The organism is Mesorhizobium sp. WSM4837, from assembly GCF_055811435.1.
In genome coordinates this window covers 76,174-92,852 of the sequence record NZ_JBVVQE010000007.1, presented here as the reverse complement: position 1 = coordinate 92,852, position 16,679 = coordinate 76,174, and the positions used below count along the sequence as shown (strand labels likewise).

The 16,679-nt window shown below is 61.7% G+C and carries 17 protein-coding genes and 3 pseudogenes; 14 read left to right on the top strand and 6 right to left on the bottom strand.

Features of this window, described 5'->3' with window-relative positions; genetic code table 11:
• The first annotated feature begins 42 nt into the window (after positions 1-42).
• The gene (locus AC0L3D_RS06110) at positions 43-231 is read left to right on the top strand and encodes a DUF3606 domain-containing protein (RefSeq protein WP_128169910.1); all 189 of its coding nucleotides are present in this window, start codon (positions 43-45) and stop codon (positions 229-231) included.
• A gap of 254 nt (positions 232-485) precedes the next feature.
• Here the strand turns inward: AC0L3D_RS06110 and AC0L3D_RS06105 are convergent, their stop codons facing one another.
• Both AC0L3D_RS06105 and AC0L3D_RS06100 read right to left on the bottom strand, forming a co-directional pair.
• Positions 486-941 carry a YybH family protein gene (locus tag AC0L3D_RS06105; RefSeq protein WP_473643461.1) on the bottom strand — a complete coding sequence of 152 codons (456 nt, stop codon included), beginning with the start codon at positions 939-941 and terminating at the stop codon, positions 486-488.
• Between the two features lie 396 nt (positions 942-1,337).
• Positions 1,338-2,228 carry a LysR family transcriptional regulator gene (locus tag AC0L3D_RS06100; protein ID WP_473643459.1) on the bottom strand — a complete coding sequence of 297 codons (891 nt, stop codon included), beginning with the start codon at positions 2,226-2,228 and terminating at the stop codon, positions 1,338-1,340.
• A 121-nt stretch (positions 2,229-2,349) separates the two neighbouring features.
• Here AC0L3D_RS06100 and AC0L3D_RS06095 point away from each other — a divergent pair, with 121 nt between their 5' ends.
• The 7 genes and pseudogenes from AC0L3D_RS06095 to AC0L3D_RS06065 form a co-directional block, all read left to right on the top strand.
• Entirely contained in the window at positions 2,350-3,075 is a 726-nt protein-coding gene (locus AC0L3D_RS06095) for an SDR family oxidoreductase (RefSeq protein ID WP_473643457.1), read from the top strand.
• A gap of 85 nt (positions 3,076-3,160) precedes the next feature.
• Positions 3,161-3,433, top strand: a complete 273-nt coding sequence (locus tag AC0L3D_RS06090) for an Atu4866 domain-containing protein (protein ID WP_128247428.1) — start codon at positions 3,161-3,163, stop codon at positions 3,431-3,433.
• Positions 3,434-3,519: 86 nt separating this feature from the next.
• Complete coding sequence (locus AC0L3D_RS06085; RefSeq protein WP_473643510.1) at positions 3,520-4,284, top strand: NYN domain-containing protein; 765 nt, start codon at positions 3,520-3,522, stop codon at positions 4,282-4,284.
• Positions 4,285-4,882: 598 nt separating this feature from the next.
• A complete protein-coding gene (locus AC0L3D_RS06080; protein ID WP_473643455.1) occupies positions 4,883-5,077 on the top strand; it encodes a DUF982 domain-containing protein in 195 nt (64 codons plus the stop codon).
• A gap of 278 nt (positions 5,078-5,355) precedes the next feature.
• Entirely contained in the window at positions 5,356-5,544 is a 189-nt protein-coding gene (locus tag AC0L3D_RS06075) for a DUF3606 domain-containing protein (protein ID WP_023797481.1), read from the top strand.
• On the top strand, positions 5,544-5,726 hold the full coding sequence (locus AC0L3D_RS06070; RefSeq protein WP_036262205.1) for a hypothetical protein: 183 nt from the start codon (positions 5,544-5,546) through the stop codon (positions 5,724-5,726). The genes AC0L3D_RS06075 and AC0L3D_RS06070 overlap by 1 nt, the downstream gene beginning before the upstream one ends.
• A 389-nt stretch (positions 5,727-6,115) precedes the next feature.
• Positions 6,116-6,736 (top strand): annotated as a pseudogene (locus AC0L3D_RS06065) (response regulator transcription factor); the annotation flags it as partial.
• A gap of 31 nt (positions 6,737-6,767) precedes the next feature.
• Here AC0L3D_RS06065 and AC0L3D_RS06060 read toward each other — a convergent pair.
• Positions 6,768-7,098 (bottom strand): annotated as a pseudogene (locus AC0L3D_RS06060) (IS5/IS1182 family transposase); the annotation flags it as partial.
• A gap of 230 nt (positions 7,099-7,328) precedes the next feature.
• Between AC0L3D_RS06060 and AC0L3D_RS06055 the strand changes: the two are divergent.
• From AC0L3D_RS06055 to AC0L3D_RS06030, 6 genes and pseudogenes are all read left to right on the top strand, one after another.
• Entirely contained in the window at positions 7,329-7,520 is a 192-nt protein-coding gene (locus AC0L3D_RS06055) for a CAP domain-containing protein (protein ID WP_473643453.1), read from the top strand.
• A 375-nt stretch (positions 7,521-7,895) separates the two neighbouring features.
• Entirely contained in the window at positions 7,896-8,567 is a 672-nt protein-coding gene (locus AC0L3D_RS06050; RefSeq protein ID WP_473643451.1) for a hypothetical protein, read from the top strand.
• Between the two features lie 78 nt (positions 8,568-8,645).
• Positions 8,646-10,405, top strand: a pseudogene (locus AC0L3D_RS06045) (type I secretion system permease/ATPase).
• Between the two features lie 191 nt (positions 10,406-10,596).
• Positions 10,597-11,856, top strand: a complete 1,260-nt coding sequence (locus AC0L3D_RS06040) for an HlyD family type I secretion periplasmic adaptor subunit (protein WP_473643508.1) — start codon at positions 10,597-10,599, stop codon at positions 11,854-11,856.
• A gap of 321 nt (positions 11,857-12,177) precedes the next feature.
• Positions 12,178-12,474 (top strand): hypothetical protein, encoded by a 297-nt coding sequence (locus AC0L3D_RS06035; RefSeq protein ID WP_473643449.1) that lies wholly within the window; start codon positions 12,178-12,180, stop codon positions 12,472-12,474.
• Between the two features lie 128 nt (positions 12,475-12,602).
• Positions 12,603-13,112 carry an NUDIX hydrolase gene (locus AC0L3D_RS06030; protein WP_473629189.1) on the top strand — a complete coding sequence of 170 codons (510 nt, stop codon included), beginning with the start codon at positions 12,603-12,605 and terminating at the stop codon, positions 13,110-13,112.
• Here AC0L3D_RS06030 and AC0L3D_RS06025 read toward each other — a convergent pair.
• The 3 genes from AC0L3D_RS06025 to AC0L3D_RS06015 are packed head-to-tail and all read right to left on the bottom strand — an operon-like array spanning position 13,088 to position 16,676.
• Positions 13,088-13,939, bottom strand: coding sequence for a citryl-CoA lyase (locus tag AC0L3D_RS06025; RefSeq protein WP_473629188.1), 852 nt, complete (start codon positions 13,937-13,939; stop codon positions 13,088-13,090). The two genes, AC0L3D_RS06030 and AC0L3D_RS06025, sit on opposite strands and share 25 nt — an antisense overlap.
• Positions 13,940-13,952: 13 nt before the next feature.
• Positions 13,953-15,137: a CaiB/BaiF CoA transferase family protein gene (locus tag AC0L3D_RS06020; RefSeq protein ID WP_473629187.1), complete on the bottom strand. Its 1,185-nt coding sequence runs from the start codon at positions 15,135-15,137 to the stop codon at positions 13,953-13,955.
• 15 nt (positions 15,138-15,152) lie between these two features.
• On the bottom strand, positions 15,153-16,676 hold the full coding sequence (locus AC0L3D_RS06015) for a tripartite tricarboxylate transporter permease (protein WP_473629186.1): 1,524 nt from the start codon (positions 16,674-16,676) through the stop codon (positions 15,153-15,155).
• Positions 16,677-16,679: the final 3 nt, after the last annotated feature.

Below are 16,679 nucleotides of genomic sequence, written 5' to 3'. Positions count from 1 at the left end.
TTAGCCATAGTAAATATTAGAAAATTCTAAAGGATGTGCGATATGGCAGACGACCAAAGCAAACGCGACTTTCGCGACCGCAACAAGATATCGGCGAGCGACGATTATGAAGTGAACTTCTTCGCTCTGCAGAACAACATCACGCCGGAGCAGGTGCGCGAACTGATCCGCAAGCACGGCAACGATCGGGCAACCCTGACCGCTGCCGCGAAGGCATTGCCGGCACAATGATGACCAAACGCTCAGACCTGGGGCCGCCGATCGCCGGCTGGTCATTGGCTATTTCCGTACGATAGGCAGAAAAGCCCGCGCCCCGTGGTGGGGAAGAGGACGCGGGCTGATCGGAGGGACGAGCCGATCTCGCAACATGTCTGCACAGGAAAGAATGCTGCGGAAGCCGAACTTTCTACCTAAGCCTTTGTTCCAACGCAAAAAACCCGCCGCAGCTTTCGCCAAGCCGGTCAATGAGGCCCGGATTTCAATCTCTATTGGGCCGCACCCAAATTCCAGATGTCCCGATGCAGGCGCCATGTCCCGTCGTCGCCCTTTTTCCAGACGACGATGTACTTGCCCGCAAGGGTGGAGAGGGCGCCGTCTTTGCTCGGCACATCGAGCGTAAATGCGCCAACTTCGTAGGCAAAGTTCGCGCTCTCTTCCACTTCCAGCGCCTTCAGGGTGAGATTCTTCATCCCGCCTTTGATCGCGCCCTGCCAGAATTCTTCCACGCCCTTGCGACCATCGACACGCTTGCCGTCGGGCGGCAGCAAGGCAGCGTTCTCGGTATACAATTGACCCACCGCCGCCGCGTTTCCGCTGTTGAAGGCGTCCGTGAATTTCGTCAGCGCCGCTTCGATGTCCTCGCGAGCCGACTGGGCGGCCGCAGACAATGCAGACGAAAGAAGCAGCACAGCAGCAAATGCAAATGACTTAACCGGTCTCATCTCGTCCTCCCTTTGCGTGATCGACATATCTACCGGATGAATAGCACACCCAACCCGAGTGCGCCGCCGCGCCCGCTCAATCGGCCAGACCTGATTTGCATTAGGCTTATCTAATATAATTGCGCAAGCGCCAGACGCTCTCAGCCCACAACCCGATCTGCCCGCTTTCTCCGCCAGAGGCGCGGGATTGCGGGCGGCCCGGCAGCCTGTTGGGGGTGACCGGCCGGCCGCCGGGCCTGACCGGCTTGCGACCGGCTGACGGAAACATGCGCTCACACTAATATAATTGCAATATCGAGATAGCGCTGCGCACAGCGAGTTTTGACGATCTCCCGTCCCAAAGCGGATGATGGGCCGGAAAGCGATTTCGGCTCGATCGGTCCGCGTGAAAAAAAGCTAGCCAGGACGCCGCAGGTGTTCGACAAGCGCGCGCAGCTTCGGCGCGGCGTTGCGACGGCTCGGATAATACAGGTAGAAGCCGGCAAAGCGCGGGCAAAAATCCTCGAGAACCGGCACCAGTTCGCCCCGACCGATCCACGGGCGAAAGCTTTCCTCCATGCCGAAAGTGATGCCGGCGCCGGCAATGGCGAGCTTTATCATCAACGCCATGTCGTTGGTCGTGATCTCCGGCGCAACCGCGACGCTGAACTCCTTGCCGTCCTCGGCGAATTCCCAACGATAGGGCGCGACTTTCGGCGCGCGGCGCCAGCCAATGCAGCGATGATCAGCGAGTTCCTTCGGATGCGAGGGCTCCCCGAACCGATCGCGATAGGCCGGCGCGCAGACGGCCAGCTGCCGCTCGTCACCGGCAACAGGCACTGCGATCATATCCTGCTCGATCACCTCGCCGAGCCTGACGCCGGCATCGTATCCCTCGGCGACGATATCGAATTCCTCGTCCGTCACCATGATGTCGATCTGAACCTCTGGATTGGCCTCGGCAAAGGCCGCCAGGAACGGCCCTGAAAGAAAGCGCTCGGCGATCGACGAGACGGCGAGCCGCAGCTGCCCGCGCGGACGCCCGCGCAGGTCGCCGGCGCTCTCCATTGCGGCGCGCATGTCGGCAATGGCGGGCGCAATCTCGGCGTAGAGGCGTTCGCCAGCCTCGGTCAGGCTGACGCTTCGCGTCGTGCGCTGGACGAGCGCGATACCGAGCGTCTCTTCCAGCCGCTTCATCGTCTGGCTCACCGCCGAGCGGGTGACGCCCATTCGGTCCGCAGCCGCACGAAAGCTCCGCTCCTCGGCGACGAGGGCGAAGACGGCAAGCGCATTGAGATCCGGCTGCATTGGTTAGCTGTGCTTTCGACGCTGTGAACAAATGGTCGTCTTATCGCAACAGTGAAACAGATCCATCTTCGTGGCAACCGCTGCATGGCGGCTCGCAAAATCAACCAGACGGAGACGGAACATGTCCCTTAGCAAAGTCGTGCTCATCACCGGGGCGTCGAGCGGCATCGGCGCCGCCATCGGCCGGGAGCTCGGTGCCGCAGGAGCAAAGGTCATGCTCGGCGCGCGCCGCACCGATCGGCTGGACGCCCTCGCAGAAGAGATTAGGGCAAAGGGCGGGGAGGCAATGACGCGCCGCCTGGACGTGACCGACCGCGCCGATGTCGCCGCCTTTGCCGAGGCAGCGCGTCAGGCCTGGGGGCGCGTCGACGTGATCGTCAACAATGCCGGCGTCATGCCGTTGTCGCTGATGGCCTCGATGAAGGTCGATGAATGGGACCGAATGGTCGACGTCAACATCAAGGGCGTGCTCTACGGCATCGCTGCCGTGCTGCCGCAGATGACGGCCCGAGGCTCCGGCCATGTCGTCAACATCGCCTCCATCGGCGCGCTTTCGGTATCGCCGACAGCCGCGGTCTATTGCGCAACCAAATACGCGGTCCGCGCCATCTCCGATGGCTTGCGGCAGGAGCACGACAACATCCGCGTCACTTGCATCCACCCCGGTGTGGTCGAGAGCGAGCTCGCCGACACGATCACCGATCCGGTCGCGGTGGAAGCGATGAAGACCTATCGTGCCATTGCCCTGCAGCCCGACGCGATCGGCCGTGCCGTGCGCATTGCCATCGAACAGCCGGACGATGTCGACGTGAACGAGATCGTCATCCGGCCGACAGCCAGCAAGTAGTCCCATGAAACAGATTTCCATACTTGCCGCTGCCGTGCTTGTTGCCGGCGCGGCCGGCTCATCCGCACAGAAAGGCTTCGCCCAAATGAATATCGCGCAAAATTCGGTTACCCCAGCTTCGGCAAGCCACCCCTATGTCGGGATGTGGGTCACGGCGGATGGCCATATCCGCCACAACTTGCTTCCAAATGGTCGCTATGACGAAGCGCGTGGGAACCGTGACAGCGCATACCAGGGGCGCTATGAGATCCGGGGAAATCACATCGACTACTGGGACGACACCGGCTTTACCGCTGACGGAACGTTCATCGACGGTGTGCTGCACCACGCCGGCATGATCTTGTATCTGGAGAAGTAGATGACGTCCGTATCTCGATAAAGAGGTTTCGCATGGCTCCGCTGCACCATATGTCTCTGGTGCGCAGCCAAAAACAGGGGCTCACCTTGCCAACCGAACCACGTTCTCCACGGCTTGCAGTGCTGATCGACGCGGACAATACCTCGGCCAAGATTGCCGACGGCTTGTTCGAGGAGATCGCAAAGATCGGCGAGGCAAGCGTTCGTCGCATCTACGGCGATTTCTCCAGCACCCGCTCAAAGGCATGGGCCGATGTGCTGTCGAAGCATGCGATCATCCCGCAGCAGCAATTCGCCTACACCACCGGCAAGAACGCATCCGACATCACGCTCGTCATCGACGCCATGGACCTTCTCCACAGCGGGCGGTTCGAAGGCTTCTGCCTGGTGTCGTCCGACAGCGACTTCACCCGCCTTGCCGCTCGCATCAGGGAGCACGGCATCGACGTTTATGGATTTGGCGAGCAGAAGACGCCGGAGAGTTTCCGGCAGGCATGCCGCCGCTTCGTTTACACCGAGAACCTGCTTCCGACTGCGTCAGCCAACGCGCAAGATGCGGCGCCAACGAAATCCTTGCAGCCGCCCAGCGCCGCGACACCGATCATCACCAGAGTCATTTCACAGATGGGAACCGAGGACGGCTGGGTGCCGCTCGGCATTGTCGGCAATCAGCTCGCCAATCTGGTATCCGACTTCGATCCCAGAACCTTCGGCTTTCGCAAGCTGAGCGATCTCGTGCGCAAGACCAACGCCTTTGAGATCGACCAGCCCGAGGGCGGTGGAGCGATGCGCATAAGGGTCAAGTCAGCGGCAAAAAGCCGAGAGAAATCGAAGTCGGCAGCATCGCGCTGAGCCCTGCAAAAAGCTAGCTGGCTCGGTACTGGCCCGGTCCAATTGGTGTCCGGATCGGCCTCTGGTCGGACCACAATTTCGCTGGCGAAAACCGCCGTTCGGCGTATCATTCTGGTGGGAAAGGCTTCATGGTGGAGGATGCCAATGAACGTCGTTTCGAGAGCGCCTGTCGTCGACTTGCCGGCCCATGAACTTGTTTCATCTGCGCTTTCAAAATTCCGCGCCGGCGACACCATATCGACCAGAGCCGCAATAGATTCCATCCGCCGGGCAGGCCCGGCTTGTGCGGACAGCGACGACCAACTGGTCGAGCTTATCGTCATGACCGCAATTGGTAGGACCATGGGGATCGTGTTCGACCATCGGTGCCGCTAACCCATCGCCTGCAATCGGCTTGCGCATTGTCGAAAATGAGACCGGCGACGTAAGCCACTCGGTAACCATGAATAGTGATCGGGATGGTTCGCGTCATTCGAATCGGAACTGACAATCCGCTGCGCCGTTGCTGCCGTTGGGCTCAAGGAGTGGCGGCAATGCGTGATGAACAATTCGACGTTCCGGTGACGATCGAGAGCGAACGCACCGGACCCGGCTTTCTGTGACGAGGACGGTCCAGGCGGCCTCGCTTCTGGTCGACAAATGGCCAGACGAAAAGCGCGGGCCGAAATATCGCGCGGCCTTGAAAGCCATGATGGATGCGATGGAGCAGCGGCGGGCGGTTGGCACTGCGCGGCGGGCATTCACGGCGGCCGCCAAGGAAGCCCATGTGTTTGTGCGCGAAGGCCGGCATTAAAGCGCGTCACGTCTGAAGAGCGCGATGCCACGTGCTTTTGGTTCTTGTTTTAGGGATGTCGTTGCCCAAGACCGCTGCGCAGCTTTGGGCGACATGCATTGTTCCTGTTTATGCATGTCGTTGTCCCAAAACCGCTGCGCACTTTTGGGCGACAGGCATTGCTGCTGTTTATGCAATCGTTGTCCCAAAACCGCTGCGCACTTTTGGGCGACAGGCATTAAGGAACCTCACGAAATCTCCGCCGTTATGCTCCAGGTCCAAGCGAGGAGAGAACTGCCATGCCAGACGACAAGACCAAGACCGACAACCGCGATCGCTCACAAGTAGCCGGCGACGAAGACTATGAGGTGAGGCATCTCGCCGAGGAAGCCGGCATCACTCCTGACCAGGCTCGCACGCTGATCAAGCGCCACGGCACCGACCGCAAGGTGCTGAACGAAATCGCCAAGAGCATAAAGGCATTGTGATGGCTGACAAACGGACCGCAATGGCCGATCGGAAGAAACGCGAACCGGACGACAAGGAGGCCCTGCGACTGGCCGAGACAACTGACGTTTCGCCCAACCAGGCGAAGGATCTGATGCGCAAGCACGGCAAGGACAGCGCCAAGGTCGAGAAGGAAGCCAAGAACTTCAAGGCCGAAGGCTGAGCAGCCGATATGGCGGAGCGAGTCCGCCCTCGTTCCCGCATCAGCTTCGCACCCGCCAGCCATTCGCACGCTGGACGACAGCCCCATCCCATTCTTCGATGAACTCGGCTGGAAGCGGGCGTATGCGGACGACTATGCCGTGATCTATACGCGAAATCGCTGATTTTCGGCGGCTTCGCCCCGCCGCACGGCTTGTCTTTGAGCGCCGCGCTGAGAGCCGCGACGGCGAATCCTTTATAGGATTTCTTATTTCTTTCCTCTTCGCCACGTCTCGAACCTTTATGGGGTTTGGATCCATATTTCGTCGGGAAGGACACATCTCGGTCGCCATTATTGGACGAGGGGCTGGGCATTCTGCGCGCCGATCTGGAGCGCGTTTTCGACACGTTCTTGGCAGCCAGGGCTATGCGATCAGCGAGGCGCCGAACGCCAAGACGGCGATCGAACTCGTGGAGACGGAAAAGCCGGACCTGATCCTGCTCGATCTCGGCTTGCCCGGCATGGGCGGTCACGAATTGCTGCGCAAATGGCGGGACGACGGCCTGGATGTTCCCGTCGTCATCCTTTCCAGCCGCACCGACGAGGCCGGCATCGTCTCGGCACTTGATCTCGGCGCCGACGACTATATCACCAAGCCGTTCGGCATGAACGAGCTTGTCGCGCGCATCCGCGTGGCGCTCCGCCACAAGTTCCAGCAGCAAGGCGAGAAGCCGGTCTTCCACACCGGCGATCTCACGGTCGATCTGGTGAAGCGCATCGTCATGATCGAGGACAGGGAGATAAAGCTCTCGCCGCAGGAGTACGACATCCTGCGCATCCTCGTGCAGCACGCCGGCAAGGTTCTCACCCACCAGTTTCTTTTGAAGCAGGTCTGGGGCGATTCGACCGACGTGCAGTATCTCAGGGTCTATGTGCGGCAGCTCAGGCAAAAGATCGAGAAAACGCCCGACCAGCCGCGTTACATCACCACCGAAACCGGCGTAGGATACCGCCTGCGCGAAGTCGACTGAAGCGAGGGCCGCGGGCGGGCCCGTCTAACCCCACTGCGGGGCGCGCGTCTACCATCAGCCGCCTGTTGCAGCTGATCCAGCGCTCCACAACCAAGCGTCCCGGTTGCACGGCGAAGCCGACTTGATCAGCTTTTCGTTTAACGATCTTGACAGCGATCGAGACGGCCCGGCCACACGGGTCCCTGATGTCCAGGATCGGCGAACAACCTTCGGTTAATGGCAATGGTCGACGCGAGGCGTTCGGGACCGGACCGGGCGCCGTCCCGATCTGGATGCCGGCGGCATGCGGGTAAAGGACGAGAGCCCGACCTCTTGCCGGCGGCATAGCCGCGGCCGCCACTCTCGCAACTCGTCACGGCCTGGCGCGCACGTCGCGCATCGCGAGAACGCGCACAATTGAATGTCACACTTGCTGGTTGCATTACAATATGAAATTTTTTGTTATCGCGTCCCCACAAATTCTCTTTAACAAAATCATGGTTAACAGCTGCTTGCCGCAGGTTAGCCACAGTCGGCTTTTACCAAGCGTTATTGGGTAAATTCTACATCTTGGCGGGGCCGTCCAAAAACGAAACAGTGGAGCGACGACCTAATGCCGCAACATAGCGCACATGAACAATATCTACTTGAACTTATCAACGCGGAGAGGGCTAAGGCCGGCGTGCAGCCGCTGGCCTTCGATAATGATCTCAGCGAGGCGGCTGAGGGGCACAGCAGATGGATGCTTGCAACCGACACCTTTTCTCACACGGGGTCGGGAGGGTCTCGCCCACCCAGCGTATGAAGGCTGCCGGCTACACCCTAACGGGCTCCTGGGCGACAGGAGAGAACATCGCATGGGCTACGACCAGGTCACCGACGGGCTACAATGACGAGATTCTGCTCCTGCACACAACCTGATGAACTCCCCGGGTCATCGTGCCAACATCCTCAACGGGAACTTCCGCGAGGTAGGTCTTGGATTTGAGGTTGGCGATTACCGGGGGCGCTCCAGCGGTTTCGTGGCGGAGAATTTCGCCAAGACCGGATCAGACCTGTTCCTGACCGGTGTGGCGATCGACGACAAGGACGGGGATAGGTTCTACGATCCCGGTGAAGGTCTATCCGGTCTCACCATCACAGCGAAGATTCGACGGGCGCGACGTTTACGACGAAGACCATGGGCGCCGGCGGCTACGACCTCGCGCTCAAGCCCGGCACCTACACAGTAACCTTCTCGGGGGCGGGCATCGAAGCTTCGACGCGCACCGTCTCTGTCGGGAGCAAGAACGTCAAACTCGATCTCGTCGATCCGAAGCAGGGAGCCGTCGCTGCCGTTCAGGATGAACCGGCGGCAGTTTCCGATCCGGCGCCGCAGCAGGAACCAACGCCAACGGCGCAAGCTGAGCCGGCCCCGACACCAACGGCGCAAGCTGAACCGGCCCCGACAACGCCGCCCGATTCTGGGCAGCCGAATTCTGGCTCCCAGTGGCTTGCAACCTTTTTCGGCAAACAGGGCGTAAACTTCCGGTCTGACCAGACCCTGGCCGAACATGAGGAGGCTGAAGGAACGCCTGGCACGGCTAAGGAGAGTGGTGCACAGGTGGCGCTTGACGGCGATAACATCGTGTTTCCACAACTCGGGAACGCTCGGGGCCAACTCGACGACGCTATCGAGCAGGTCCGGGACAATGCGTCGACCGCGCTAGCAAATGCGGGCGATCCGAGACCGGCTTTTGATTGGGCAGAGTATGCACATACGCAAGCGGGCGATGCCGACGCGCTGGCTGCGAAACTCATCGAGCAACTGTCTGCGCATAACAACAGCGTAATCGCCGATCAGGCCGCGTAGCCAATGCCGGGCGATGCGGGCCTGCAGTTATGGGCCCGCATCGCCTGCTGACGCATGCGGTTGATCGAGGGGACATCAATGTCACAATCTGGTTCAGAGAAGCTCCGCCCGCCGAGGGCGAAGTCCGAATTGGCTGCCTGCCTGGCGCATTTCCGGCGCGCCTTTTTGGCGGTGGCGGCTTTCAGCGGCCTTATCAACGTGCTGATGTTGTCCGGCTCGGTGTTTATGCTGCAGGTCTACGACAGGGTCCTGCCCAGCCGTAGCGTGCCGACGCTGGTGGCTCTGGTCCTGCTGATTTCGATTCTATATGTTTTTCAAAGTGCACTCGACGCGATCCGCGGCCGGGTGCTGGCGCGTATCGGCAGCGGACTCGACGAGCGCCTAAGTGAGCGGACCTACCGCGTGATGTCGCAATTGCCCTTGGCCAGAGGCCGTTCGGGCGAGGCATGCAGCCGGTGCGCGATCTCGATCAAATCGGCGGTTTCCTGGCCAGCGGTGGTCCCGCCACTCTTTTCGACCTGCCGTGGATGCCGCTTTATCTCGCGCTCTGTTTTGCCTTCCATCCTTGGCTCGGCCTGGCTGCGCTGATTGGGGCGATCCTGCTTTTGGCATTGACCGTGCTCACGGAGAAAACGGTCCGCCATCCAGCAACTGAAATGTCTGGATATGCCGGAGCGCGCAGCAATATCGCACTGGCAAGCATCCGCAATGCCGAGGTGCTCGAAGCGATGGGCATGAGATCCACTATGGCCTCGCGCTGGGCGGAAGCAAACGGCAAATACAGGCAGGCGCAGATGCGTGCCAGCGATGTCACGGGTTCATTCGGCGCGCTCTCCCGCGGCTTTAGGATGCTGCTGCAATCAGTCGTTCTCGCGATCGGAGCGTATTTGGTGATCGGCCAGGAAGCCACGCCTGGCATCATCATCGCAAGTTCTATTCTCACCGCGCGAGCGCTGGCGCCAGTCGAACTCGCAATTGCGCACTGGAAGAACTTTCTTGCCGCTAGACAAGGCTGGCATCGGCTGAGCGAACTTTTCAGGGAGTTCCCCGCCACAGAGGATCGCTTGCAGCTGCCGCCGCCGCGGACCGAACTCTCGGTTGAAGGGATCGGCGTCGTTCCGCCAGGCGAGCGCCGTTTTGTTGTACAGGACATTACGTTTTCGCTGAGCGCCGGCTCCGCGCTCGGTGTCATCGGTCCGAGTGCATCGGGCAAATCGTCACTGGCGCGGGCGCTCGTCGGCGTCTGGCCGGCAGCGCGCGGCAAAATCCGCCTGGACGGCGCCGCCATCGAACAGTGGCCGGCTGAGGCACTGGGGCGGCACATCGGGTATCTGCCGCAAGATGTCGAACTTTTCGCAGGCACCATTGCTCAAAACATTGCCCGCTTTGATCCTTCTCCGGATCCGGCAACCATTATCGCGGCGGCCAAGACCGCGGGCATGCACGAAATGATCCTGCGCTTGCCTCGCGGATATCAGACCGAGATCGGCGAGGGCGGCGCATCGCTTTCAGCAGGACAGCGGCAGCGCATCGGACTGGCCCGCGCGCTTTATGGTGATCCTTTCCTCGTTGTTTTGGATGAACCGAACTCGAATCTGGACGCTGGAGGCGAGCAGGCTTTGACCCAGGCGATCCTTGCAGTCAAACAGCGGCACGGCGTGGTTGTCGTAATCGCCCATCGTCCAAGCGCCCTGGCGGCAGTGGACCTTTTACTTGTTCTCGACTCCGGCCGTCAGCACGCATTTGGGGCGAGGGATCTGGTCGTGCGGGGCACGACGCGGAGTGCCTCCGTGGGAACGGTTCAAGCAGTTGCCCCGGAGGAAAAGGCATCAGGATGACGTTATTTCATGATCGATCGTTCTTTGGCGCGCGTAACGGCGTAAAGGGGATGATTCCGCATATTCGTGCCGGAGCGAGCCATCTGGCCAGCGTCAAAGGCAAAATCGGCGGGCTGCTGTTCGTTCGGGCTAACCTCCCTACCGATGTGCGATCGCAGCCGACGCAGAACGACTTATCCCTTCGCCGGTATATGCTTCTTGGCGCCGCAACCGTGGCGCTGCTTGTCGGCGGCCTTGGTGCATGGGCCGCAACGACGGAATTGTCAGGCGCCGTCATCGCTACCGGCCATATCGCAGTGGAATCCAACGTCAAGGCGGTTCAGCATCCAAGCGGCGGCGTTGTGGGTGAGATCAACGTGCGCAACGGCGATGAAGTCAGAGCAGGCGATATTTTGCTCCGTCTCGACGACACGCTTACACGCGCCAATCTCGCCGTCATAACCAATACCCTGGACGAACTCTCGGCGCGGGAGGCACGCCTCACAGCGGAGCGTGAGGATGCCGAGGCGATAGCCTTTTCCGAGGATCTCACCAGCCGCTCCTCTGTTGGACATGTGGCGCGTGTGATCGGCGGGGAGCAGAAACTTTTCGCTTTGCGACGGGGAGCTTACCGTGCCCAAATCGAGCAACGCAGGCAACGGGTGAGCCAGCTCAAGGAGGAGATAGCGGGCCTCGAGGCACAAAGGGCGGCCAAGGAGCACGAGATTGCGTTGGTCCGCGACGAGATCAAGGGCGTCAGGGGCCTTTGGGAAAAAAAACTCGTCCAGCGGTCGCGACTCCTGGACCTGGAGCGGGGCGAGGCTCAGATCGAGGGAGGGCGCGGCCAACTCGTCGCTGCGATAGCCGAAGCGAACGGCAGAATCAGCGAAACAGAAATGGCCATCATCCAGATCCAGCAGGATTGGCGCAGCGAGGTCGCGAAAGAATTACGCGAAACGGAGGCTCGAACCACAGAATTGGCAGAGCGAAAGATCGCCGCGGAGGAATTGCTTAGACAGACCGATATTCGTTCACCCCAGAACGGCCGGGTGCATCAGCTTGCGATCCATACGGTCGGCGGCGTCGTCACGACCGGCGGGCCAATTATGATGATTGTCCCGACCGCTGACGAATTGACTGTGGAGGCACGCATCGCGCCTCAAGACATCGATCAGGTCCAGCCCGGCCAGCTTGTCCATCTGCGGCCGTCGGCGTTCAGCCAGCAGGTCACGCCGGAAATCGAAGGACATGTAGCAACGGTTTCTCCCGACCTCGTCGAAGACGAGCGGAACGGACTATCCTACTACAGCGTGCGGATCAGGCTTGACGAAGGCAAGCTTGGCTCGTTGGATCCGGAAAGCCTCAAGCCGGGCATGCCGGTGGAGGCGTTCATGCGCACGACCGATCGCACCGTCATCTCGTTTCTGATGAAGCCATTGACCGACCAGATCAGCCGCGCATTCCGCGAATAGTCGCGCAGCTGGGCTATCGCCGTGCCGTGGCCAAAGGCTCCGGGGAACGCAGCGCCGCCCGTGCCGCGGTTTTCAACTGTGCGATGTTGCGGTTCAAATTATCCAATCCAGGCCTGAAAGGCATGGAACTGCAGGATGCCCTCCAGCTTCTTGTCGTCGGCCTCGTATTGGTGCCCTTTGCCAGCACACATCGGTCGACGGGCTTTGCGCCCTGACTGGCTAGTCAGCCAATTCCGCTCCGGCGCGGGGTTTTAATCCATGGCATCATCAGACAAACGCCCTATATAATCGCAAGGTTCTGTTTCGTAAGGGAATGGATGGATGTCGCCGCTTCGCCTTTCGACGGTCTTGATGTCGGCAACCCTGGCAACAGCGATGCTGTCGGGCGCGGCTGTCTCCGCGCAGAACGTCGCTCCCGCCAATCGCAATACCGTGGTCCTGCAAGGCGAATTGCAGATGCTGGAGAACAGGCTGCGACGGCAGCAATTTCAGCAGCAGCAACAGCAGTTCCGTGCCCAGGATCGCGTGGTCGTGCCGCAACGGCCAGATGTGCCGCAGATGGCGCCTACTTGCCAGTTGCGGCGATCGGGCAGCCGCTTCATCAGCGTCTGCCGCTGATGGCCCGGCGTTTTCATTTATTTAGCTGATATGCTTGAACGCCGCTCTACTTAAAGTAGCATCAAAGGCGGTTTTGATTTCGCAACGTGCCTTTGCGCTTGGGCACTGCCCTGATTGGATCGTCGGCAATGGCAGCCACCAAGAAGAAGGTCGTGCGCAAGGCGAGGAAGGGCGAGCGGATCCGCCAGGTCGCGGCAATTCCCTTTCGGCTGGGCAGGCATGGCGTTGTCGAGGTGATGCTGGTCACCTCGATATCGACAAGGCGCTTTATCGTTCCCAAGGGCTGGCCGATGAAGGGCAAGAGTGGGCGCAAGGCAGCCACCATCGAAGCGCGGGAGGAAGCCGGCGTCCTCGGCAAGACGCTGAAGCAGCCGCCCGGCACCTATTCCTACTGGAAGCGGCTGACGAACCGCTTCGTCCGCGTCGACGTCACCGTCTACCTGCTGGCGGTGACGGAGGAACTGGCCAACTGGCAGGAAGCCAAAAGGCGGCAGCGGGCATGGCTGGCGCCGGAAGACGCAGCCGTGCTTATCGACGAGCCCGAACTTTCAACGCTGCTGAAGAACTTGAAAATTCCCCAGCCAGCGCCCGCTGGCGCACTTGAACCAAGGTCTCATTTGGCGTCGTCCTCTCCCTGAGGGAAAGACCGGACCGGCGTGCCGGTATAGGCCCACAACCATTCGCGCGGCAGTGGTCCTTTGTTGCGGTCGCTCTGTTGCGACTGTTCCCACGCATGCGCCAAGATGCCGACCGAGCGCGACAGCACGAAAAGGCCACGTGTCAGCGGCGGCGGAAAGCCGAGCTCGCCATAGATGACGGCGGTGGCGCCGTCGATGTTGAGCGGGATCTTCTTGCCCTTGCGCCGCGCGACCTCGGCCTCGACAGCCTCGGCGATGTCGGCGAAACGTCCGCTGACGACGCCGCGCGCGGCAAAATCGCGGGTCAGCTCGATGAGACGCGGCGCCCGCGGATCGACCGGGTGGAAGCGATGGCCGAGCCCCGGCACATAGGATTTTTCATCGGCGAAGAAGCGATCGAGCCGCGACGCGACGGCATCGGCAAGCGTCACGTCTGCGTCCAGTGCCGCGGCGATGTCGCCGTAGAAGGCGAGCGCCTGCTCGCCGGCGCCGCCATGCACGTCGCCAAGCACATTGATGGCTGAAGCCATGGCGCTGTTGATGCCGACGCCGCAGGTGGCCGCCATGCGGGCAACGGCGATCGACGGCGCCTGCGGCCCGTGGTCGACGGCCGCCCCCAGCGCGATACCGAGCAGCGCCGCCTGCTCCTCGCCAGGCAGTTCGCCGCGCAGCATCAGCCAGATCATCCCCGGAAAGCTGACGCGGCCGATCAGGTCCTGGATCTCATAGCCACGCAGCCGGATCACGCCAGGGCGCATTTCGATGATATCGGTCTGCCACCATTCCTCACCGCGCTCGCGGCCGGTTTTTTTCTCAACGTTGCTCATGTTCTCGCGTCGCTCATGCCTGCGCCCTTTTCTCGACGCGCGGCGGCAGACTGGCAAACACCTCGTCCATGTGCTCGCCCAGCGCCGGCGGCGGCCTGGTCGGCAACGGTGCTTCGCCGTCGACCATGAACCCTCCGCGCACGACGGTCAGCGGCCGGTCCATCTTCGGCATGCCATCGAAGCGGGCGGTCATCTCGCGCTCGATCACCTGCTGCTCGGCCAGCACCTGCGGGATGGTCAGCACCCTGCCCGCCGGCACGCCTGCGCGATTGAGCGTCTCCTCCCAGGCTGCGGCCGAGTTGTTCGCCAGGGCATCCTCGATCAGCGCCTTCAAGGCGATGCGGTTGCGCTTGCGCGTCTCGCGCTCGGCAAAGCGCGGGTCCGACGCCAGCTCCGGCAGCCCGACCAGCCGGCAGAGCGTGACGAACTGCTCCTGCTTGTTGGCGGCGATGTTGAGCAGACCGTCGCCGGTGCGAAACGTGCCGGAAGGTGCCGCCGTCATGTTCTCGTTGCCCATCGGCTGCGGCTCGACGCCTGCCGTCAGATAGTTGGAGACCGGCCAGCCCAGCGCGGAAAGCGTGCATTCGAGCATCGACACGTCGAGGAAAGCGCCCTCGCCTGTCGTCTTCTGCTTCACAAGTGCCGCCGTGATGGCGAACGCCCCGACCAGCCCACCCAGCGTGTCGGCGACGGGATAACCGACACGCAGCGGCGCGGTCTGCGCTGTGCCGGTGATGCTCATGATGCCCGAAAGACCCTGGATGATCTGGTCATAGGCCGGATTGTCGCGCATCGGCCCGGTCTGGCCGAAGCCCGAAATCGCGCAATAGACAAGACTGGGGCGGACCTCTTTCAGCCTGGCATAGCCGAGCCCCAGCCGATCCATCACGCCGGGGCGGAAATTCTCGACCAGCGCGTCGGCGGAGGCGACCAGATCGAGGAAGCGTCCGCGATCGGCCTCTTTCTTGAGATCGAGCACGACCGATCGTTTGCCGGCGTTCTGCGCCAGGAATGAAGCGCCCATGCCGGTGCTGTTGAGTTCCGGCGAGCCGCCGAGCTGGCGCGCCAGATCGCCGCCTTGCGGCGCCTCGACCTTGATCACATCGGCCCCGAGCAGCGCCAGCTGATAGGCACAGTAGGGGCCAGCCAGAACATTGGTCAGGTCGAGGACGCGGATGCCGGACAGCAGATCGGTCATGATGTCACAAACAGGTCAAGCATCGCCCGGCACGTGTTCCGGTCCACGCATGCGCCGGCGTTCGATGTAAGCGTAGATATGCGGCCCGATCAGCCCGATGAACGCCAGCGTCAGCAGCGTCAGCGACAGCGGATGTTTGTAGAACACCGACCAGTCGCCGTTCGAGATGGTCATCGCGCGGCGGAACTGTGTTTCGGCAAGCGGCCACAGGATCATGCCGATGATGACCGGCGCCGTAGGGAAATCGAAGCGCCGCATCAGGAACCCGGCCGCGCCGAGCAAATAGAGGATGACGAGATCGGTCGGCGACTGAGAAATACCGTAGGTGCCGACCGTGGCGAACACCAGGATGCCGGCATAGAGCTGCGGCGCCGGGATTTTCAGCAGCCGCACCCACAACCCGATCAGCGGCAGGTTGAGGATGACGAGAATGATGTTGGCGATGAACAGGCTGGCGATCAGCCCCCAGACCAGATTGGCCTGCGTCATGAACAGCATCGGCCCGGGATTGATGCCATAGCTTTGGAAGGCCGACAGCATGATCGCGGCCGTCGCCGAGGTCGGCAACCCAAGCGTCAACATCGGCACCAGCACGCCGGCGGCCGATGCGTTGTTGGCGGATTCCGGCCCGGCAACGCCTTCGATGGCGCCGACCGTGCCGAACTCCTCCTTGTGTTTGGAGAGCTTTTTCTCGATTGCATAGGAGAGAAAGGTCGGGATTTCGGCGCCGCCGGCCGGCAGCGCGCCGATCGGGAAGCCGAGCAGGGCGCCGCGCAGCCAAGCCTTCCACGAGCGTGCCCATTCGGCCGCCGTCATGTAGAGCGAGCCCTTCAGCGGCACGATCTCGTCCTTGCCGGCATAGCGGCGCGAGGCCATGTAGAACGTCTCGCCGACCGCAAAGAGGCCGACCGCGACGACGATCACGTCGACGCCATCGAGCAATTGGCTCATGCCGAAGGTGAAGCGCGGTTGCCCGGTCTGCAGGTCGACGCCGATCATGCCGATGACGAAACCGATGAACAGGCTGGTCAGGCCACGCACCGACGACGAGCCGAGCACCGCCGAAACCGTGATGAAGGCCAGCACCATCAGCGAGAAATATTCGGCCGGGCCGAAGGACAGCGCGAATTTGACGACGACCGGGGCCAGGAAGGCGACCCCCAGCGTGCCGAGTGTGCCGGCGACAAAGGAGCCGATCGCCGAGGTGGCAAGTGCAGCGCCGCCGCGGCCGGAACGGGCCATCCTGTTGCCTTCCAGCGCAGTGACGATGGTCGCGCTTTCACCCGGAGTGTTGAGCAGGATCGATGTCGTCGAACCGCCATACATGGCGCCGTAATAGATGCCGGCAAACAGGATGAAGGACGCTTCCGGCGCCACCTGGTAGGTGATCGGCAAAAGCAGGGCGATGGTCAGCGCAGGTCCGAGGCCTGGCAGCACGCCGATCGCTGTCCCCAGTGTCGTGCCGAGCAGGCACCACATGAGATTGACCGGCGTAAAGGCGACCGAAAATCCGTGCGCGAGATGGCCAAGCGTTTCCATGGC